The organism is Stenotrophomonas sp. 22LJNL06-5-1, assembly GCF_056861455.1.
Window position 1 is genome coordinate 239,276 of sequence record NZ_JBSPUE010000001.1, and the last position, 20,603, is coordinate 259,878.

Consider the following 20,603-nt stretch of genomic DNA (forward strand, 5'->3'; position numbering starts at 1 on the left):
ATCCCGCGCTGCGCGCGATAGTCGACTAACAGTCGACTCTACCAGTCCGCTCCTCGCTACCGGTCTGGAAGACAAAAGGCCCGGCGTTCGCCGGGCCTTTCGCATCACGCATCACGTGCGATCGATTACCAGATCACCACGCGCTTGTCGTCGGCACGCACCATCGCGTCGCCGGCCTTGCACTGGAATGCAGCGGCATAGGACGGCATGTTCGACGGTGCACCGTTGGCACGGAAGTTGGCCGGCGCATGCGGGTCGGTGTTCAGGCGGACGCGCAGCTCACCATCGGTGAAGTTGCGGCGCCACACGGTGGCCCAGTTCATGAAGAAGCGCTGGTCCTGGCTGTGGCCATCAACCTCGACATTCGCCTTCGGGTCTTCCTTCAGCGCCATCTGCAGCGCGTCGTAGGCCACGGTCAGGCCGCCCAGGTCGCCGATGTTCTCGCCCAGGGTCAGCTTGCCCTTCACGAACACGCCCGGCACCGACTCATAGCCGTCGAACTGTGCGACCAGCTGGTCGGTACGCTCGGTGAAGGCCTTGCGGTCGGCGTCGGTCCACCAGTTGTCGAAGTTGCCGTTGGCGGCGAACTGGCTGCCCGAGTCGTCGTAGCCGTGCATCATCTCGTGGCCGATGACCGCACCGATGCCGCCGTAGTTCAACGCCGGATCGGCCTTGGCGTCGAAGAACGGCGCCTGCAGGATCGCCGCCGGGAACACGATCTCGTTCTTGGTGGCGTTGTAGTACGCGTTGACGGTCTGCGGGGTCATGCCCCACTCGGTCTTGTCCACCGGCTTGCCGATCTTGTCCAGCATGTAGCGGTAGTTGAACGCACGTGCCGCCTGCATGTTGCCCAGGTAGCTGTCACCGTTGGTCTGCAGGCCCGTCCACTCACGCCACTTGTCCGGGTAACCGATCTTCGGGGTGAAGCTGGCCCACTTTTCCAGCGCCTTCTTCTTGGTTTCTTCGCCCATCCACGGCAGCTGCTCCAGGCGCGCCTTCAGCGCCACCGAGAGGTTCTCCACCAGGTGCTGCATGGCCACCTTGGACTCGGCCGGGAACACGGCGTCGACGTACAGCTGGCCAAGGGCTTCACCCATGCCACCGTTGACCGACTCCAGCACGCGCTTCCAGCGCGGCTGCATTTCCTTCTGGCCACGCAGGGTGGTGCCATAGAAATCGAAGTTGGCCTTCTCGAACTGGCTGCTCAGGTACGGCGAGGCGTCGTCGATGGTGTGGAAGCGCAGATAGGCCTGCCAGGTGCTGGCCGGCACATCGGCGAGCATCTTGTCCATTTCACCGAAGAAGCCCGGCTGCGCCAGCGAGAACTTCTGCGCGGCCGGCACCTTCAGGGTGTCGAACAGCGCAGTCCAGCTGAAGTTTGGGGTCAGCTTGTCGGCGTCTGCGGCGCTGAGCGGGTTGTAGCGCTTGGCCGGGTCACGCATTTCGATGCGCGACATCGAGGCCTTGGCCAGGCGGGTTTCAAAGGCCATCACGGCCTTGGCCTGCTCGGCCGCCTGCGCGGCGTCCACGCCGGACAGGGTCAGCACCTGGGCGATATAGGCCACGTAGGCATCGCGGATCTTGGCCTGCGCGTCGTCGAAGTAGTAGCCCTTCTCCGGCAGGCCCAGGCCACCTTGGCCGACGTAGGCGATGACGTTGGCCGAATCCTTGTAGTCGGCATTGGCGAACAGCGAGAACAGCACGCCTTTGCCCTCAGCCTGGCTGTCGCGCAGGTACTGGGTGATGGCGGCGGTATCGTTCAGCGCGGTGATCTTGTCCAGCTGCGGCTGCAGCGGCGCGAGGCCGGCGGCTTCGATCTTGGCTTCGTCGTTGCCGGTCTTCCAGATATCACCGATCTTGGCTTCCACCGACCCGGCCTTGGCCTGACTGGCGGCGGCCTGCTGGACCAGCGCGTGCTGCACTTCCAACGAGCGCTCGCGCAGGATCTCGAAGCTGCCCCAGGTGGTCTGGTCGCCCGGCACCGGGTTGGCCTTCAGCCACTTGCTGTTGACGAAGCCATTGAGGTCGGTACAGGCCGAAATGGAGGGGTCCAGATCGGCGCTGTTGAGCGAGATCAGCGCAGTCTTGATCTGCGACTGATCGAAGGCCGGCTTTGCATCGGCGCTGGCGGCCGGTGCGGTTTCATTCTTGCCACAGGCGGCCAGCGAGGCAGCGATGGCGAGGGTCAGGCCCAGCGGGGCCAGGTTGCGGAAGTTCATGAGGCTCTCCTGCGGGTAATTTCACAGGGTAGCCGGGAAGGCCCGCGGCGGGGACCGGCCAAAGGTCACAGGGGGAACGCCCCTGGCCGTAATCGGGCAGGTGCGGACCGTTGGTCCGCACGCACCCAGCAGAGCAATACCCACCAACGGCGGGTATCTACCGCGCCTTGCCCTGGTTGGCCACGGCTTCAGCAGCCTTGCGCGCCGCTTCCGGGTCGCCCAGGTAGCGGAACGACTGCACGGTCAGATCATCGTTCAGTTCGAACAGCAGCGGGATGCCGGTCGGGATGTTCAGCTCGAGGATTTCCTCGCGCGAAACATTGTTGAGGTACTTGTACAGCGCGCGCAGCGAGTTGCCGTGGGCGGTGACCAGCACGGTCTTGCCGTCCTTCAGCTGCGGCGCGATGGCGTCGTGCCAGTACGGCAGCACGCGGTCCAGGGTGGTCGCCAGCGATTCAGTGCCCGGCAGCGCGTTGCGATCCAGGCCGGCGTAGCGGCGGTCATGGATCGGGTGGCCCGGATCTTCCAGGTCCATGGCCGGCGGCGGGATGTCGTACGAACGGCGCCACACCTTGACCTGGTCCTCGCCGTGCTTGGCGGCGGTCTCGGCCTTGTCCAGGCCCTGCAGGCCGCCGTAGTGGCGCTCGTTGAGGCGCCAGGACTTGTTCACCGGCAGCCAGTCCTGCTCCAGCTCGGCCAGCGCACCCTGCAGGGTGTGGATGGCGCGCTTGAGCACGGAGGTGTGGGCGACGTCGAACTGCAGGCCTTCCTCGCGCATCAGGCGACCGGCGGCGGCCGCTTCCCGGCGCCCCTGCTCGGTCAGGTCGACATCGACCCAGCCGGTGAAGCGGTTGTCCAGGTTCCACTGGCTCTGGCCATGGCGCAACAGTACGAGTTTACGGGTCACTGCAGGGTCTCCAACGCGAGGAAAGGCAGGTCGGCATTGTAGCCCCGGGCGCCACTCACCGGGCCGTGGCACCGCGCATGCGATGCTGTGACCAATGAATACGGTGATCGACCCCGGACGCTGGGAAGGCAGCGTCGCCGCCGCCCGCGAGCAGCAGATCCAGCTGGCCGGCCGCGTGGAGCGCCAGGACCGCCTGCCACGCAACGTGCGCTGGCTGGCCGGGCTGGATGTCGGCTTCGAGGACAACGGCGCCATCACCCGCGCCGCGGCGGTGCTGCTGGATGCGAAGACGCTGCAGCCCGCAGCGCAGGAGATCGCGCGGATTCCTACGGTGATGCCCTACATCCCCGGCCTGCTCAGCTTCCGCGAGCTGCCGGCACTGCTGGCCGCACTGGCGCTGCTGCCACGCACGCCGGACCTGGTGTTCGTCGATGGGCACGGCATCAGCCATCCACGCCGGCTGGGCGTGGCCGCGCATCTGGGCGTGGTCACCGACCTGCCGAGTATCGGTGTGGCCAAGTCGAAACTGGTGGGCCGGTTCGTCGAACCAGGTGCCGAGGCCGGTGCGCATACGCCGCTGCTGGATGGCGATGAACAATTGGGCTGGGTGCTGCGCAGCAAAGTGCGCTGCAAGCCGCTGTTCGTGGCCGGCGGCCATCGGGTCAGTGCGGATACCGCGCTGGCCTGGGTGCAGCGCACCTTGCATGGCTACCGGCTGCCGGAGCCGACCCGGCTGGCGGATCGGCTGGCGTCCCGACGGGACGAATAGCCACGCCGGGCACCACCCGCCGCGGCCCCCAATTTCAATCAACGATGCACGTGGCCGCGATGGCCCTGCGCGTCCTCGCCGTGGTCGTGACCCTCATAGCCCTCGTGCTCGCCGCCCTTGGCCGGCGTGGGCTCACCACAGGCTTCGCCGCAGTGGTCCGCTTCGAGCTGCAGTGTCACGTGCTCGATGCCGAAGTCATCGTGCAGGCGCCCGCCCAGTTCACGGCGCAGCGCATCGGCATCGGTGCCGTCACGCATCACGATGTGCGCGGTCAGTGCCGGGGTGCTGGAGGCCAGCGCCCACACATGCAGGTCATGCACGTCCAGCACCGCAGCGTGGCCGGACAGGCTGTCACGCACCTTGGACACGTCCATGCCCTTGGGCACGCCTTCCAGCAGCACGTTGATCGCCTCACGCATCAGCACATAGGTGCGCGGCAGCACCCACAGGCCGATCAGTACCGCCAGGATCGGATCGATCGGCTTCCAGCCGGTCCACTTGATCAACAGCGCGCCAGCAATCACCGCCACCGAGCCGAGCATGTCCGCCCACACTTCCAGGTAGGCACCCTTCACGTTGAGGCTCTCGCCGCTGCCGGCCTGCAGCAGGCGCATCGAGATCAGGTTGATGACCAGGCCCGCCGCCGCAATCACCAGCATGCCCGACGAGGCAATCTCCTGCGGCTCGCGGAAACGCCCAATGGCCTCCCACAGGATGTAACCGGCGACCACGAACAGCATCGCACCGTTGATCATCGCGCCCAGCGCTTCCAGCCGTGCATAGCCGTAGGTGCGACGTGCATCCGGCGGGCGCCGGCTCAGCCGCACCGCGACCAGCGCGATCATCAATGCCAGTGCATCGGTGGCCATGTGCGCCGCATCTGACAGCAGCGCCAGGCTGTTGGTCCAGAACGCGCCCACCACCTCGACGACGAGGAAGGTGGATGTCAGGCCGAGTGCCCACCACAAGGGTTTCTCGTGGCGGATCTCGGACGGTAGGTGATCGTGGTCGTGGCCCATGGCAACAGCTCCTTTGCGATGCGGTGCAGGCTACGCCGTGCTGGCGAGGGAGACTATTACGGTGTTTATAACATTGCAGGCGCGCAGGTCCGGAGCCGCCGGGCATGGCCCGGCGCTACCCAGTAGCGCCAGGCCGTGCCTGGCGAGCCCAGCGGAACGACGCCCGCCTGCGATCAGAACCCGAAACGCAGGCTGGCCCAGTACGCGCGGCCCGGCTCGTTGTAGGTCGCCGCGCCGGCATCGCTGCTGTTGGCCTCGCGGAACAGGCGCTTGTCGGCCAGGTTGTTGACGCCGAAGCCGAAGCTGACCGTCTCGGTCACCTTGTAGCGCGCGCTCACGCCCCAGATGTTGTACGCACCGCGATCCTGCAGTGCGATCGACGGGTCGCAGGTACCGGTGCAGCGCGGATCATTGTTGATGTTGGTGGTGGCCGGCTTCTGCTTGCCGTAGAACGTGCCGGTCAGCAGCATCGACAGCTTGTCGGTGGCCTGCCAGTCCAGCATCGTGTTGACGGTGTACTTCGGAATAACCGACAGCGGCTGGCCGGTGCTCTTGTTCTCGTTCTCCACCATGTAGGTGAAGTTGTTGCTCCACTTCAGGCGGTTGCCCTGCTCGCCCAGCAGCGGGATCACCAGGTTGCCTTCAAGCCCCTGCACGATCGCCTTGGGTGCGTTCTCCCAGCGGAAGATGCGGCCCCTGGTGTCGGCAGTCAGGCCGATCTGGTTGTAGCCGGCCTGGATTTTGTCCTTGTAGTCGTTGTGGAAGTAGGTCAACGACGCCTGCCAGCCGCTCTGCGGTGCCCACTCGATGCCCAGCTCCTTGTTCAGGCTGGTTTCCGCCTTCAGGTCCGCGTTGCCGCGCATGTAGCAGCCGGCGCCCAGGCTCGGCAGTGCATTCGGGCAGCCATTGCCACGGGTGTAGTACAGATAGTCCGGATTCGACTGGTACAGGTTCGGTGCCTTGAATGCACGGGCGATACCGCCCTTTACCACCCAGTCGCTGTTGATGCGGAACTGCGCATTGAGGCTGGGGCTGGTGTTGTTGCCGAACTGGCTGTGGTGGTCGAAGCGCAGGCCCGGGGTAACGATCCAGCGCTCACCCAGGTAGATGTTGTCTTCCACGAACACGGCCGTGGTCTGGGCGTCGGACTTGCCGCGTGCGCGATCGGCCGACAATCCCGGGAATCCGCCGCCGCTGCTGCTGGACTGGCTCATCGAATACGGGTCGGTCAGGCGGCTGTCGAGGTACTCGAAACCCAGCGTCCAGATGTTCTCGGCACCACCCAGCGTGGTCGGGAAGCTAACTTCGCCGTCCAGCTGGTAGTTGCGCAGGCGCGAGGTCGACCAGTCGGTGCCGTTGAAGCTGCCTTCCGGGCCACCGGCCAGGCCTTCGTTGATGCGCGAGTTGTTCACCGCCTCCACTGCGGCCGTCACCCGCGAGGTCACGTCACCCCAGCGGCCGCGATGGGTGATCGCGCCCGTGTTGCGGTACATGCGGTTGGTCTCGGCCTGCTGCTCGGCCAAGGCCCCCAGATCGATCGGTGTCGAGGTACCGGTGGTGCTGACCGCGCGGTCGCCAGCATAGATGTTGCCCTGGCGGCTGGTGCCGGCTTCGAATTCGACCACCTGGTTGGCGGTCACGTCCCAGCGCAGCAGCGCGTTGACATCGCGGTTCTTGACGCCCTCGCGGCCGGCCGGCGGCACCGCGTTCGGATTCGTCGCGAAGTCACGGTTGAGTTCCAGCGAATCGGCGTCGGTCTTGTTGAGATTGCCGTACAGGCGGAACGACAGGGTGTCGGTCATCGGCCCGCTCAGCTGCAGTCCGACGCGCTCGCTGCCGCCTTCGGCGCTGTGCTCGGGCACCAGGCCATACAGGTCGACCGCACCGGTCAGGTCGCCGGTCGGGCGCTTGGTGATGATGTTGACCACGCCGCCAGACGCACCCGAGCCATAGCGTGCCGCCGCCGGGCCGCGCAGCACTTCGATGCGCTCGATCATTTCCGCTGGCACCCAGTTGGTGTCACCGCGCGTATTGCGCTCACCGCTGCGGCCCATGCGCACGGCATCGCGTGCGCCGATGCGCTTGCCATCGACCAGGATCAGGGTGTTTTCCGGGCCCATGCCACGCAGATCGATCTGGCGGTTGTTGCCGTACTGGCCCGAGGCACTGTTGCCGGTCAGGTTGACGCCGGGCATGGTCCGCAGCAGCTCGGCGATGTCGTTGGCCGGCGGGCGCCGGGCAATGTCCTCGGCGGTGATGGTCGAGGTACCCAGTGCCTGACGCGCGATCTGCGAGGCGGTGACGTGCACCGTGTCGATATCGGTGGCGTCGGTTTCGGCCTGGGCGGTCAGGGCGCTGCCCGCCAGCAGGACGGCAACGGCAAGCGCCAGCGGGCGCGGCGAAAGGACAACGGCAGGAGACATGATCAGGACCTTCTGGCAGGGCTACGGGGCCTCTGGCAAAGGGCTTGAGGCAACGACGAGGGGGAGGCGGAGCAGTCCTGCAGGCACCTGCAGCCCGTTCCGTGCGCGCATTCTCCCACCAATGCGATTGATTCTCAAATGCGTTCACTCATTGCCGCAGCGGCGCCGATGTGGTTTGCGCACCGTGCAACCCTGCACCGCGCGTAAACTGGCCGGCTAACCCGCCATCAACCGTATGCCGCCGCGGCCGATACCCGTGGTTTGCCGTACGCAGTCAGAGATCGACGTGGAACCACCCCAATTGGACGATGCCAGCCAGCCGCTGGCCGAGGCCTGGCAGCACTGCCTGCTCCAGGCCGGCCCTGCCGCCACCGCGCTGCTCAAGGCCGCTGCCACCGATGCCCCACCCGCGCTGGCCCAGCGCTTTTACGAAGTGCTGCTGCAGGACGGGCGTGCACGCCGCTTCCTGTCCCATGACCAGGTCAAGCAGCGCCTGCAGCCGGCCATGCAGCGCTGGCTGGTGCAACTGCTGACCACCGAGGCCTCCGGCATCGCCACCACCGTCGCCTCGCAGCGGGTGATCGGCGACGTACACGCACGGGTCGGCATCCCGGTCGACCTGGTCACCCGCGGTGCGCGCGTGCTCAAGCACGAGCTGTTCGTGCGCCTGCGCGACGACGCGCCCGACAGCGCGACCGCATTTGCCGCCATCGCCTGCCTCAGCGCGATCATGGACATCGCCATGGAAGGCATGACCCTGGCCTACACCCATGCGCGAGAGCGCTCCACCCGTGCCGACGCCGCCTACCGGCTGTTCTCGCTGGTACAGAACGTCGGTACTGAACGCGAGCGCCAGCGCGCACTGCTGCTGGACTGGGAGAACGCCCTGCTGTACGCACTCGCCGGTCATGTGCAGGCCAGCGACAACGCCAGCCTGGCCACCTCGGAGTTCGGCCTGTGGTTCACCCACAAGGGCATCCCCAGCTTCGGCGAAAGCAGCGAAACGCAGCAGGTGGGCCAGTTGATGGCCCGCATTGACGGCCACCTGCAGCGCGCCAGCGGCGATGCTCCGGCGCAGCGACTGGCGGTGCTGCCGGCCATCCGTGAGGACCTGGCTGCAATCCGCACCCTGATGACACTGCTGTTCGAGCGCATCGGCGAACTGGATGCCGGCAGCGACGCGCTGACCAACCTGCTCAACCGTCGCTTCCTGCCCACCGTGTTGCGTCGGGAAATCGAGCTGGCCACACGCAACCGCACACCGTTCTCGCTGCTGCTGCTCGACCTGGATCATTTCAAGGCAATCAACGACGGCCACGGCCACGATGCCGGCGACCGCGCGTTGCAGCACGTGGCCGGCCTGCTCGGCCAGCTCACGCGTGGCAGCGACTACCTGTTCCGCTATGGCGGCGAAGAATTCGTGGTGGTACTGGTGGCCGCCAGCGAATCGCAGGCGACCGTCATCGCTGAGAGCCTGCGCCGGCAGATCGCACAGTCGCCGGTAGCGCTGGCCAATGGCCAGGTGCTGGAACTGACCGCCAGCATCGGCGTGGCCGGTCACGATGGTCATCCGGATTACGAGCGGCTGATGGCACGTGCCGACGCCGCGATGTACGAGGCCAAGCGCAGCGGCCGCAACCGCGTGGTGGTGGCCAGCGAGGCATTGCAGGAAGCCCCCGGGCGGCGCGCGCTGCAGCGATGACGGCAGGACAGGTAGAGTCGACCGCTGGTCGACTATCGCGCGCAGCGCGGGATTTTTCGCACGCTGGGCGAAGAGTGGTCGACTGACAGTCGACTCTACCGACAGCCGGCTCGATCGATACGGCGCCCAGCCGCTGCTTTCACCGCCCCCACCCGCCACGCTGCCCACCACAGCAGCGCCAGCAACGCGATGCCTGCCCCCAGCAGGCACACGGCAGGCCAGCCATGCCGCACCTGCATCCAGGGTCCCGCCGCCGCGCCTGCACCACTGCCCAGCGCATAGAACAGCATGTACAACGCCACCAGGCGCCCATGCTGTTCTGCCGGTGCACGCAGCAGCAATGCCTGGTTCGAGACATGTAGTGCCTGGCCGCCGAGGTCGAGCACGACCACACCCAGCAGCAGCAAGGACAGCGACTGCGGCAGGCCCAGCAGCGGCCACCACGCGACCAGCATCAGCAGCAGCGCACCAAGGCTGACCCGATGCGTGAAACCACGGTCCATCCAGTGCCCGACACGTGCAGCCATCAGCGCGCCGACCACGCCGGCCAGGCCGAGCGCGCCGATGGCTGCGGTCGACCAGTGCAGCGGCGGTGCCGACAGCGGCAGGGGTGCCGCCGCCCAGAACACATTGAGGCCGGCAAACAACAGCAATGCCATCGGCCCGCGCTCGCGCAGCGTTCGATCCCGGCACAGCATGCCCAGCATCGAGCCCAGCAGCTCGCGCCAGCGTGGAGGAACCGACGGCACCGGCACTGCGGGCAGGCGCCGCCACAGCATCGCCGCCAACACCGCCATCACCACCGCTGACAGCAGGTAGACCGTCTGCCAGCCAAAGGCCGCCGCCACCGTACCGGACACCACGCGCGCCAGCAGCAGGCCGATGAACACGCCGCCCTGCACCACACCGACCACGCGACCGCGCTGCTCGGGCGGTGCCAGCATGGCGGTATAGGCAATCAGGCCCTGGGTCAGCGCGGTGCCCAGCAAGCCGGCCAGCAGCATGCCCGACAACAACCAGCTCGCCGTGCGTGACGCCGCCAGCCACAACAGGGCCAGCACCAGCGCGATCAACTGCAGCCGCAGCAGGCGTCGCCGGTCGCCGCGGTCCGCCAGCGGCAGCAGGCCAAGCAACGCCAGCACGCTGCCGGCCTGGGTGGCAGCCAGCACCGCGCCGGCCACGGCCCGGTCCAGCGCAAAGGCGCGTGCAAGCTGATCCAGCAGCGGCTGCGCGTAATAGACATTGGCGACGCTGGCGCCTGCGGCAACCGCAAGCAGGACCAGCAGCGGCCGGGGAATAGATGCGGCACTCATTTTTGGTTGCAATTTGAAACCAGATGCAGGCTATCGCCATTGGTTTTAAACTGCAACCACATTCGGAGATACCCAGCATGCACGCCGACAGCCCCTGTCCTGTAGCCCGCACTGCCGACCTGCTCGGTGACCGCTGGGCATTGCTGGTGATCCGCGACGCGTTCGACGGCATCACCCGCTTCGGAGATTTCCAGCGCAGCCTCGGCGCGGCGCGCAACATCCTCAGCGACCGCCTGCGCCGGCTGGTCGAGGCCGGCATCCTGCGGCTGCAGCCGGCCTCCGATGGATCGGCCTACCAGGAGTACGTGCTTACCGCCGCTGGCCAGGAACTGTTCCCGCTGCTGGTCGCGCTGCGCCAGTGGGGAGAGCGCCATCGCTTCGGTGCAGGCGAAGCCCATTCACAGCTGATCGAATCGGCGACGCGGCGGCCGCTGCCCTACATGCAGCCGCATGGGCGCGACGGCCAACCGCTTCAGTCCACCGCCACCCGCGTGCGCAAGCTCAAGGACGACGGGCGCGACACCTGATCCGCCCATTCGCGCACACCGACGAACGCCCGCGCCGGTTAGCATCGGGTCTTTCCGCCACCGGATGCCGCCGATGTCGCGCTATCGCCCCTCCCTGCTGACCGCCCTGCTGTTGCCGCTGCTGGCCTGCGCCACAGCAACCACGCAGGCCCGCGAGGTTGCCGCGCCCGCCGACCACGTGCAGGCCGATGGCCCCTATGTGTTCCGCCAGGGCAACCAGCTGCAGGCCAGATGGATCTGCGACGACAAGGTCGAGTCGCACACGCTTGCCACGCAGGCCGCAGGCACCGACATCGCCCCGCGTTGCGGCTACGAGCACACGCTGCATGTGGCTGCCCCGAATGCACCTTCGGTCTCGGTGCTGCCGGCCGTGCCGCGTATCGTGGCGCTGTCCGACATCCATGGCCAGTACGGGCTGCTGGTGCGCCTGCTGCGTGCCCACCAGGTCATCGATGCACAGGACCGCTGGGCGCTGGGCAAGGACACCCTGGTCATCGCCGGCGATGTGTTCGACCGTGGCCCGCAGGTGACCGAGGCCTTCTGGCTGCTGTACGGCCTGCAGCAGCAGGCGGCCGCCGCCGGCGGCGCAGTGCACTTCGTGCTCGGCAACCACGAGACCATGGTGCTGTACGACGACCTGCGCTACGTCAACCCGAAGTACCTGCGCAGCGCCCAGCTGCTGGGCCGCAGCTACCCGCAGCTGTACGGTGCCGATTCGGTGATCGGGCAATGGCTGCGCACCCGCCCGGTGCTGTTGAAGATCGGCGACACCCTGTTCCTGCACGGCGGCATCTCGCCCGAGGCAGTGCAGCTGGCGCTGGACCCGGCGCGCACCAACGCGGCCTACCAGGCCTCGCTCGGCCTGCCCAAGGCCGAAGTGAAGGCCGACCCGGCCACCGCACCGCTGTATGACGGCAAGACCAGCCCGATCTGGTACCGCGGCTATTTCGATGGCCGCCTCGACACCGCTGGCGTGCAGACCGTGCTCGACCGCCTGCAGCTCAAGCGCATCGTGGTCGGCCATACCTCGATGCCACACGTCAGCAGCTTCCACGGCGACCGCGTGATCGCCATCGACAGCAGCATCAAGAACGGCGAGAACGGCGAACTGCTGTTCATCGAAGATGGCAGGCTCAGCCGTGGCCTGCTGGACGGCTCGCGGGTGCCGCTGGCGCAGGGTGAGCCAGGCCTGCAGGACTGAATGGCGGGACAGTGCGACGGCACCGGGCGGTGGCGGCGCGCTCCACCTTCACCCGGTTTGCGGCTACCCTCGGCAGCCGAGAGAGGCCCACCCCGTCCATCCGGTGGGCCTGACTGTTACAGGAGCCCCGCGCATGCGCGTTCTGATTGCTGAAGACGACCCGGATATCGCCTCCGGCCTGTGCGCCTCGCTGCGCCGGCAGGGCCATGTGGTCGACCACGTCGACAACGGCGCGCACGCCGACGCTGCGCTGGGCTCGACCCAGTACGCGCTGCTGGTACTGGACCTGGGCCTGCCGCAGCTGGATGGCCGCGATGTGCTGCAGCGCCTGCGCCAGCGCGGTGATGGTCTGGCGGTGCTGGTGGTGACCGCCCGCGACGGCCTGGCCGAGCGCGTGCGTGTGCTCGACCTCGGCGCCGACGACTACCTGGTCAAGCCGTTCGCACTGGACGAGTTCGAAGCCCGTGTACGCGCACAGCTGCGGCGGGTCACCAGCAATGGCAACCCGGACCTGCGCATCGGCCGCCTGCGCCTGGACCTGGCCGGGCACCGCGTGTGGATCGACGACCAGTCACTGGAACTGACCGCGCGCGAATTCGGCCTGCTGTCGGCGCTGGCGGTTCGCGCCGAGCGCATCGTGTCGCGCGCGCAACTGGTGGAAGCGCTGTGCGACTGGGGCCAGGACCTCACCGACAACGGCCTGGACATCGCCCTGCACCGCCTGCGCCGCAAGCTGCAACCGGGCGGCATGGGCATCCGCACCGTGCGCGGGCTGGGCTACATGCTGGAAGACGCGCAGGACGAAAGCGCCTCGTGATCAGTGGCCCCCCCAGCCTGCGTCGGCGCCTGCTCGCCTTTCTGGCGCTGCCGATGCTGGGCCTGCTCACCTTCAACACGATCCTGGCCTATTACGTTGCGCTGGACTATTCCAACCGCATCCACGACCGCAACCTGATCGACGACACGCATTCGTTCGCGCAGATGCTGAGCACCATGCCGGTGACCAGCGACCTGTCTCCTCAGGCGCGCTTCCTGATCGAGTACGACCCCGACGGCCATCGCTACTTCAACGTCGACAGCAGCCGCATGGGTACCCTCAGCGGCAATGCAGACTTCAGCCCGTACGCCCCTTCACAGGACTGCACCGGCGTGCATCCGGCGCTGTACGACGGCAACCTCAATGGCCAGCAGGTGCGCATGGCCACCGTCTGCACGCAGGCGATGAACGATCCACAGGACCAGCTGGCGGTGACCGTGGCCGAGAGCATGGCCGACCGCCGACAGCGCGCGCGCGAAATCCTGATGATCATCATCCCGCTGATGACCATGCTGGCGCTGGGTACTGCCGCGCTAGTCTGGTTCGGCGTGACCTACGGCCTGCGCATCCTGACCCCGCTGAGGACCCGCCTGGCGCAGCGCCGCGGCGAACTGGCACCGATCTCGGATGCCGACGTGCCGGAGGAGATCCAGCCACTGATCAGCACCATCGACGATCTGTTTGCCCGGCAGGCGGAAATGATCACCCTGCAGAACCGCTTCATCGCCGATGCCGCACACCAGCTGCGTTCGCCGCTGGCGGGCATGGCCCTGCACGTGGACCAGGCCCTGGCACATGGTGACCCCGATACGGTGCGCGAGGCACTGCAGCACATCCGCCGGCTCAACCAGCGCACGGCCCGGGTCAGCACCCAGCTGCTGGCGCTGAGCCGGGCGCAGACCGTGCCCGATACCGTGGAGGCACTGGATCTGTGCGAGCTGGTGCCGCAGTGGGTCGGCATGCGCGTACCGGAGGCGATCCGCGATGGCATCGATCTGGGCTACCGCGGCAGCCCCCATCCGCTGCGTGTACTCGGCAACGGCGCCATGCTGCAGGAGGCGCTGGACAACCTGATCGACAATGCCCTGCGTTATGCCGGCCGCAATGCAACCGTCACGGTAGGCGTGCACGCGTTGGACGACAATGATGTCGAACTGTATGTGGAAGACAACGGCCCTGGCGTGCCCGACGACGTGATGCCACGGCTGGGCGAGCGCTTCTTCCGGGCGCCGGGCACCGCTGCCAGCGGCACCGGCCTCGGCCTGGCCATCGCGCACGAGGCGGTGGAGCACTTCGGCGGCCGCCTGAGCTTCCTGAACCGCCCCGGTGGCGGACTGAAGGTCGCCATCACGCTGCCGCTGCTGAAGGCGCCCTGACCCGGCCCGGGGCGCTGAAAGGCTGGCGAAAATCGCGCTTGCGATCCTGCCATCCCCACTGCCGTCCCGGAGCCGCCAGGTGACCGAATCGCACGACTTCTTCCTCCCCGGTGGCCCACAGGGCGTGCTGCTGGTCCATGGCCTGACCGGCACCCCGGCGGAAATGCGCATGCTGGGCAAAGGGCTGAACAACGCCGGTTTCACCGTGCACGGCGTGCAGCTGCCCGGCCATTGCGGCAGCGTGGATGACCTGCTGGCGACCACCTGGGAACAGTGGTACCAGGGCGTGGAAGATGCCGCGGCAACCCTGCGCGGCAAGGTTGACCAGCTGTTCGTCGGTGGCCTGTCGATGGGCGCGGTGCTGTCACTGGCGCTTGCTGCACGTCGCCCCGAGTGGGTGTCCGGGGTCGGCGTATACGGCGCCACTTTCCGCTATGACGGCTGGAACATCCCCGCCGTGGCTCGCTTCTCGTTCCTGCTGCCGTGGTTCAAGCGCTTCAACATCGGCCGCGACCGCATGTTCATGGAAGAACCGCCGTACGGCCTGCGTGACGAGCGCCTGCGCGCGCAGGTCAGCGCCGCCATGCTGTCCGGCGACAGCGCGGCTGCCGGCCTTCCGGGCAACCCCTGGCACGCGCTGGCCGAGATGCGTGCGCTGAGCAACTGGACCCGCCGCCACCTGCACCAGGTCACCGCACCGTGCCTGGTGATGCACGCCCGCGAGGACGACGTGGCCAGCATGGGCAACGCCGAGCTGGTGATGTCGCGGGTCAGCGGCCCGAAGGAACTGGTGGTACTGGAAGACAGCTACCACATGATCACCATCGACCGCGAACGCCGCGATGTGATCCGTCGCAGCGCGCGCTTTTTCACCGAGATCGGTGAACGCACGGGCGTGCTCAAGGCGGTGGCCTGAGATGGGAGCACTTGCCACGCTGCTGTGGCTGGCCAATGTGGTACTCGATACCGGTGGCCAGCTCGCCTTCAAGGCCGCCGCCAGCGATCCGCAGGAAGGCGAAGGACTGCAACGCTGGAAGCACATGCTCAGCCGCCCCTGGCTGTGGATCGGCATCGCCTGCTACGTGCTTGAGTTCGTCGCCTGGATTGCGTTCCTGTCGCTGGTGCCGCTGTCCAAGGGCGTGCTGCTGGGCTCGATCAACATCGTCGCGCTGATGATCGCCGGTCGTTTCCTGTTCCGCGAGAAGCTCACGCCGCTGCGGGTGACCGGCATGCTGCTGGTCACCGCGGGCGTGGCGGTGGTGGGGGCCGGCTCATGAGGCGTCTGTATGTGATCGGCTTCCCGCTGCTGATGGCCTTCGACACGCTGGCCCAGCTGTGCTTCAAGTATGCCGGTGATGCCGCGCTGCCGGTCGAGGCCAACACCGCCTGGCTGCTGCGCGTGCTGTCGCAGCCGTGGGTGTACGGCGCCATCCTCGGCTACGTGGGTGCGTTCTTCACCTGGATGAGCCTGCTGCGCCATGCGCCGATCGGCCCCGCGTTTGCCGCATCACACCTGGAGGTGATCAGCGTGCTGCTGCTGTCGGCGTGGCTGTTGAACGAGCCGCTGACCCTGCACCATCTGCTCGGTGCGGTACTGATCGTGGCCGGCATCGTCTGCCTCGGCCGCGCTGAAGCGGACGACCCGCACAGCCCCACCGAAAGCGCCTCGTGAGCGCGCTGCGATGAGCCTGTTCGCGCGCGAACTGCCACCTACCGCGGGCCTGCCGATGCAGGCCAGCGATTTCCTGCCCGGTGGTGGCGACCTGCGCGAAGTCCTGGCCAGCCAGCTCGGCACACCGCCGCTGCAGCTGACCTGTTCCGGTACGCATGCACTGCTGATCGCGCTGCGTACGCTGCGCAAGCGCGCGCCAAAGCGCGACACCGTGATCATGCCGGCCTATACCTGCCCGCTGGTGCCGATCGCGGTGCACAGCCTGGGCCTGCGCGTGCAGCTGTGCGATACCCGGAGCGGCCACTTCGACTTTGATCCCGGCCAGCTCAGGCGTCTGGCCGATGCGCGCACGCTGGCGATCCTGCCGACCCACCTGGGCGGGCGCATCGCCGATGTCGAACTGGCCTGCGAAGTCGCCCGCAACGCCGGTGCCTGGGTGATCGAGGATGCCGCACAGGCACTCGGCGCACGGGTCGGCAACAGCAGTGTCGGCCTGCGTGGCGATATCGGATTCTTCAGCCTGGCTGCCGGCAAGGGCCTGAGCCTGCATGAAGGCGGCCTGCTGGTCAGCCGTGACGACGAACTGCGTGCTGCGCTGGCCGAACATGCCGTCCAGCACGTTCGCTCCAGCCTGCGCTGGGAGCTGCTGCGCAGCGTGCAGTTGATGGGCCTTGCTGCCTGCTATCGCCCTTCGCTGCTTTCACTGGTGTATGGCAATCCACTGCGCAGCGCGCTTCAGCGTGACGACCTGGAAGAAGCAGTCGGTGACATTTTCCCGCTTGATATACCGCAGCACCGGGTCAGCCAGTGGCGGCAGAACATCGGCGCGCATGCCGCGCGACGCTTGCCGGCGTTCCTGCAGGCCGGTCGCCTGCGTGCGTTGCAGCTGCGCGTGCAGCTGGCACAGCTGCCAGCCGTTGAGGTGGTCGACGGCCTCGCCGGTGGCGGTGGCACCTGGCCACTGCTGATGCTGCTGCTGCCCAGCCAGCGCGCCCGCGATGCCGTATTGAAGGACCTGTGGCCACGCGGGCTCGGCGCCAGCCGCATGTTCATCCATGCCCTGCCCGGCTATGCCTACCTGCGCGGCATCGTGCCGCAGGACGACATGCCCAACGCACGCGACTTCGCCGCACGCATGCTGACCCTCGGCAACAGCGCCTGGCAGACCCGTGAGGAGACCGCCGGAATACTGCAGGCACTGGCCCGCGCGTGACCTCGAGACGCATGGATGGACTGCGCTTCACGCATTCATCCATGCACCTTCCTGAACGCTTTCCGCGCCCTGGGATGAAGGCTTTCAACAGGAAAGGAACGAGAAAGGCTGCCTACCTACATTGAGCCTGCCCCGGCATCGGGCCGGGCGTTTCTTTCATCGACGGACCTGCCCATGCACTGGAGCATCCTGTGTGACTTCGACGGCACCATCAGCCTCGAAGATGTCATCGACTCGCTGCTGGAAAAGTACGGCCAGCCGGGCTGGCAGGAACTGGAAGACCAGTGGAAAGCGGGAAAGATCGGCTCGCGTGAATGCATGCAGGGCCAGGTCAGGCTGCTGAAGCTGGACCCGGCCACGCTCGACGCCCACCTGGACCAGGTGCAGATCGATCCGGGCTTCACCGCCTTTGTCAGCCGCGCCGAACAGCTGGGTGTGCCGCTGCGCATCGTCAGTGATGGCCTGGACTATGCGATCCGCCGCATCCTCGCCAACCACGGCCTGTCGCGACTGCCGGTGGTGGCCAACCACCTGCGCTGGTGCGGGGACCACTGGGAACTGGAATCGCCCTACCAGGCCGAAGGTTGCCGCAGTGGCACCTGCAAGTGCACCTGCGCCGCGCAGGCGCGCGCCAACCAAGCACCGCGCGTGCTGATGATCGGCGATGGCAGCTCGGACTTCTGCGTCTCTGAAGACGCCGACTTCGTGTTCGCCAAGCGCCGTCTGATCACCCATTGCACGAAGGCCGGCATCGAACACGCCGCCATCGACACCTTCCACGATGCAGTCGCGCTGCTGCCGCGCCTGCTCGATGGCAGCCTGCTGCAGCCACGTCATTTCGACGCCAGCCCGCAGCCCATCGTACTGCCCCTGCTGGCCACCGCCTGAGCACTCCCTTCCAGGCACGCCCCCGTTACCTCTTTCGAACGTCCTTCACGGAACCGAACTGCATGAACATTTTTGACAAGAACGCCGACGCCGCTGCCTCCGACGCGCAGCTGCTGGCCGACGAAGCCCGCTACAGCTCCTTCGGCGATACCGTCCACTACGTCGACCCGCCGAAGATCTTCCAGCGCGGCGAAGGCAGCTACATGTTCGACGGCGCGGGCGTGCCCTACCTCGATCTGCAGATGTGGTACTCGGCCTGCAACTTCGGCTACAGCAACAAGCGCCTGAACGACGCGCTGAAGGACCAGATCGACACCCTGCCGCAGGTCGCCAGCCAGTACCTGCACCCGACCCGCGTGCAGCTGGCCAAGACCATTGCCGTGGACATGCACGAGAAGTTCGGCCTCGACGGCCGCGTGCACTTCAACGTCGGCGGCGCGCAGGCCATTGAAGACTCGCTGAAGATCGTGCGCAACGCGCGTGGCGGCAAGAGCCTGATGTTCGCCTTCGAGGGCGGCTACCACGGCCGCACCCTGGGTGCGTCGTCGATCACCTCCAGCTACCGCTATCGCCGCCGTTACGGCCACTTCGGCGAGCGCGCGATGTTCATCCCGTTCCCGTACCCGTTCCGCCGCCCGAAGGGCATGACCCCGGATGAGTACTCCGACCACTGCGTGTGGCAGTTCGAGCGCCTGTTCGAAAGCGAATACAACGGCGTGTGGGATCCCAAGGTCGGCCAGGCCGAATACGCCGCGTTCTACGTCGAGCCCATCCAGGGCACCGGCGGCTACGTCATCCCGCCGCGCAACTTCTTCACCGGCCTCAAGCGCGTGCTGGACAAGTACGGCATCCTGATGGTCGTCGATGAAATCCAGATGGGCTTCTGGCGTACCGGCAAGCTGTGGTCGATCGAGCACTTCGGCGTGACCCCGGACGTGCTGGTGTTCGGCAAGGCGCTGACCAACGGCCTGAACCCGCTGTCGGGCCTGTGGGCACGCGAAGAACTGATCAACCCGACCGTGTTCCCGCCGGGCTCCACCCACTCCACCTTCAACTCCAACCCGCTGGGCACCCGCCTGGGCCTGGAAGTGCTGAAGCTGGGCAAGGAAATGGATTACGAGCGCACCGTGCCGGAAAAGGGCGCCTACTTCCTCGACGGCCTGCGTGGCCTGCAGAAGCGTCACCCGGAAATCGGCGACGTCGACGGCCTGGGCCTGGCCCTGCGCGCCGAGATCTGCCAGACCGACGGCTACACCCCGAACAAGGAACTGCTGGACCGCATGGTCGACATCGGCCTGGCCGGTGACCTGCTGCACGACGGCAAGCGCATGGGCCTCGTGCTGGACGTGGGTGGCTGGTACAAGAACGTGATCACCTTCGCGCCGTCGCTGGACATCAGCTACGAAGAGATCGACCTGGCGATCACCCTGCTTGACCAGGCGCTGACCAAGGCCAAGGGCTGAGGCGATGCGCTGCCGGTTCCCGTGCCGATGGAGATGACGTCACGCGCGTCCAGCACCGCGCTGGAACCGGCTGCGCTGCTGGAGGGCTTCCTGGCCCACCCGCCGCTCGGATTCGAGGCAGGCCGCCTTCCCAGCGGCCTGCCGACCTTCCGTGCGCCGCTGGACCTGACCACCACGATGGACGACGAACTGCGCGGCAGGCTGCTCGGCCTGCCGCTGTCGCGCCTGTGGCGGCCGTGGATCACCTGGAAGACCCGTTTCGTCGGTGCCACCAGCACCGAGTACACCCCGTTGCCGGCGCACGTGGCGCCGGAGGCGCTGGCCGAGGACGTGACGCGTCACGCGATCGGCGATACGCGCCTGCTGGTGGTCAAGGACTTGGCCATCGATTCACCGCTGCTGGACGACGCTGCCAACGCACATAGCAGCGCCTTCCTGCAGGCATTGCTGGCACGCGGGTTCGTCGAACTGGAAGGCATGCCACTGGCCTGGGTGGCGATCGATTTCGATTCGCTCGACGGCTATCTCGGCCGCATGTCGTCCTCGCGCCGCAAGAACATCCGGCGCAAGCTGCGTTCGCGTGATGACCTGCAGATCGACTGCATCGCCACCGGAGATCCGGCCCTGGCCGACCCGCAGCTGCAGGCCGAACTGTACGCACTGTACCTGGGCGTGTACGCGCAGAGCGCGGTGCATTTCGACCAACTCGACCTGCCCTACTTCCAACATCTGCTGGCCGACAGCCAGGGCCAGGGACGGATGTTCCTGTACCGCCACCAGGGCCAGCTGATCGGCTGGAACCTGTGCTACATCCACGCCGGAAAGCTGGTGGACAAGTACATCGGCCTGGCCTACCCGCAATCACGCGAGCACAACCTGTATGCGGTCAGCTGGATGCACAACCTCGAGTACGCGCTGCAGCACGGCCTCAGCCACTACGTAGCCGGCTGGACCGATTCGCGGATCAAGGCCGAACTGGGCGCCCGCTTCACCTCCACCCGGCATGCGATCCACGCACGCTCCCCGCTGCTGCGCGCCGCCCTGCGCAGGCTTGCACCGTACCTGCAGGGCGAAGCTGATGGAGGCGGTTGAAC

Annotated in this window: 18 protein-coding genes; 13 read left to right on the plus strand and 5 right to left on the minus strand. The window is 67.0% G+C overall.

The genetic code is table 11. From position 1 onward, the window contains the following. Positions 1 to 125: 125 nt before the first annotated feature. Together AC13GF_RS01085 and gpmA are read right to left on the minus strand one after the other, a co-directional pair. Positions 126 to 2,219, minus strand: coding sequence for a M13 family metallopeptidase (locus AC13GF_RS01085; RefSeq protein ID WP_483002824.1), 2,094 nt, complete (start codon positions 2,217 to 2,219; stop codon positions 126 to 128). A gap of 157 nt (positions 2,220 to 2,376) precedes the next feature. Further along, a complete protein-coding gene (gpmA, locus tag AC13GF_RS01090; protein ID WP_033830680.1) occupies positions 2,377 to 3,126 on the minus strand; it encodes a 2,3-diphosphoglycerate-dependent phosphoglycerate mutase in 750 nt (249 codons plus the stop codon). Positions 3,127 to 3,220: 94 nt separating this feature from the next. Between gpmA and nfi the strand changes: the two genes are divergently transcribed. Next, positions 3,221 to 3,895, plus strand: coding sequence for a deoxyribonuclease V (gene nfi, locus AC13GF_RS01095; RefSeq protein ID WP_483002826.1), 675 nt, complete (start codon positions 3,221 to 3,223; stop codon positions 3,893 to 3,895). Positions 3,896 to 3,933: 38 nt separating this feature from the next. Here nfi and AC13GF_RS01100 read toward each other — a convergent pair whose 3' ends face one another. Both AC13GF_RS01100 and AC13GF_RS01105 read right to left on the minus strand, forming a co-directional pair. Next, positions 3,934 to 4,914, minus strand: coding sequence for a cation diffusion facilitator family transporter (locus tag AC13GF_RS01100; RefSeq protein WP_483002828.1), 981 nt, complete (start codon positions 4,912 to 4,914; stop codon positions 3,934 to 3,936). Between the two features lie 173 nt (positions 4,915 to 5,087). Further along, a complete protein-coding gene (locus AC13GF_RS01105; protein ID WP_483002829.1) occupies positions 5,088 to 7,337 on the minus strand; it encodes a TonB-dependent siderophore receptor in 2,250 nt (749 codons plus the stop codon). Between the two features lie 286 nt (positions 7,338 to 7,623). Here AC13GF_RS01105 and AC13GF_RS01110 point away from each other — a divergent pair, with 286 nt between their 5' ends. Next, positions 7,624 to 9,039, plus strand: coding sequence for a GGDEF domain-containing protein (locus AC13GF_RS01110; RefSeq protein WP_483002831.1), 1,416 nt, complete (start codon positions 7,624 to 7,626; stop codon positions 9,037 to 9,039). A 95-nt stretch (positions 9,040 to 9,134) separates the two neighbouring features. On the opposite strand, the gene AC13GF_RS01115 is transcribed toward AC13GF_RS01110, so the two are convergent. Beyond that, a complete protein-coding gene (locus AC13GF_RS01115) occupies positions 9,135 to 10,352 on the minus strand; it encodes an MFS transporter (protein WP_483002832.1) in 1,218 nt (405 codons plus the stop codon). Positions 10,353 to 10,429: 77 nt separating this feature from the next. On the opposite strand from AC13GF_RS01115, the gene AC13GF_RS01120 reads away from it, so the two are divergent. From AC13GF_RS01120 to AC13GF_RS01170, 11 genes are all read left to right on the plus strand, one after another. Further along, a complete protein-coding gene (locus AC13GF_RS01120; protein WP_483002834.1) occupies positions 10,430 to 10,879 on the plus strand; it encodes a winged helix-turn-helix transcriptional regulator in 450 nt (149 codons plus the stop codon). A 73-nt stretch (positions 10,880 to 10,952) separates the two neighbouring features. After that, positions 10,953 to 12,080: a metallophosphoesterase gene (locus AC13GF_RS01125; protein ID WP_483002835.1), complete on the plus strand. Its 1,128-nt coding sequence runs from the start codon at positions 10,953 to 10,955 to the stop codon at positions 12,078 to 12,080. Positions 12,081 to 12,213: 133 nt separating this feature from the next. Further along, positions 12,214 to 12,897, plus strand: a complete 684-nt coding sequence (locus AC13GF_RS01130; protein ID WP_099498146.1) for a response regulator — start codon at positions 12,214 to 12,216, stop codon at positions 12,895 to 12,897. After that, a complete protein-coding gene (locus tag AC13GF_RS01135; protein WP_005412674.1) occupies positions 12,894 to 14,273 on the plus strand; it encodes a sensor histidine kinase in 1,380 nt (459 codons plus the stop codon). The genes AC13GF_RS01130 and AC13GF_RS01135 overlap by 4 nt, the downstream gene beginning before the upstream one ends. Before the next feature lie 79 nt (positions 14,274 to 14,352). Beyond that, positions 14,353 to 15,189: an alpha/beta hydrolase gene (locus AC13GF_RS01140; RefSeq protein ID WP_010483180.1), complete on the plus strand. Its 837-nt coding sequence runs from the start codon at positions 14,353 to 14,355 to the stop codon at positions 15,187 to 15,189. A gap of 1 nt (position 15,190) precedes the next feature. Then, complete coding sequence (locus AC13GF_RS01145) at positions 15,191 to 15,550, plus strand: EamA family transporter (RefSeq protein ID WP_012479558.1); 360 nt, start codon at positions 15,191 to 15,193, stop codon at positions 15,548 to 15,550. Beyond that, entirely contained in the window at positions 15,547 to 15,945 is a 399-nt protein-coding gene (locus AC13GF_RS01150; RefSeq protein WP_483002836.1) for a DMT family transporter, read from the plus strand. The genes AC13GF_RS01145 and AC13GF_RS01150 overlap by 4 nt, the downstream gene beginning before the upstream one ends. 10 nt (positions 15,946 to 15,955) lie before the next feature. Next, complete coding sequence (locus tag AC13GF_RS01155; RefSeq protein ID WP_483002838.1) at positions 15,956 to 17,158, plus strand: DegT/DnrJ/EryC1/StrS family aminotransferase; 1,203 nt, start codon at positions 15,956 to 15,958, stop codon at positions 17,156 to 17,158. Positions 17,159 to 17,332: 174 nt separating this feature from the next. Next, positions 17,333 to 18,046: an MtnX-like HAD-IB family phosphatase gene (locus tag AC13GF_RS01160; protein WP_483002839.1), complete on the plus strand. Its 714-nt coding sequence runs from the start codon at positions 17,333 to 17,335 to the stop codon at positions 18,044 to 18,046. Between the two features lie 62 nt (positions 18,047 to 18,108). Further along, the gene (locus AC13GF_RS01165; RefSeq protein ID WP_006425764.1) at positions 18,109 to 19,509 is read left to right on the plus strand and encodes an aspartate aminotransferase family protein; all 1,401 of its coding nucleotides are present in this window, start codon (positions 18,109 to 18,111) and stop codon (positions 19,507 to 19,509) included. Between the two features lie 27 nt (positions 19,510 to 19,536). Then, positions 19,537 to 20,601, plus strand: coding sequence for a GNAT family N-acetyltransferase (locus AC13GF_RS01170; RefSeq protein WP_483002840.1), 1,065 nt, complete (start codon positions 19,537 to 19,539; stop codon positions 20,599 to 20,601). The last annotated feature ends 2 nt before the right edge of the window (positions 20,602 to 20,603 follow it).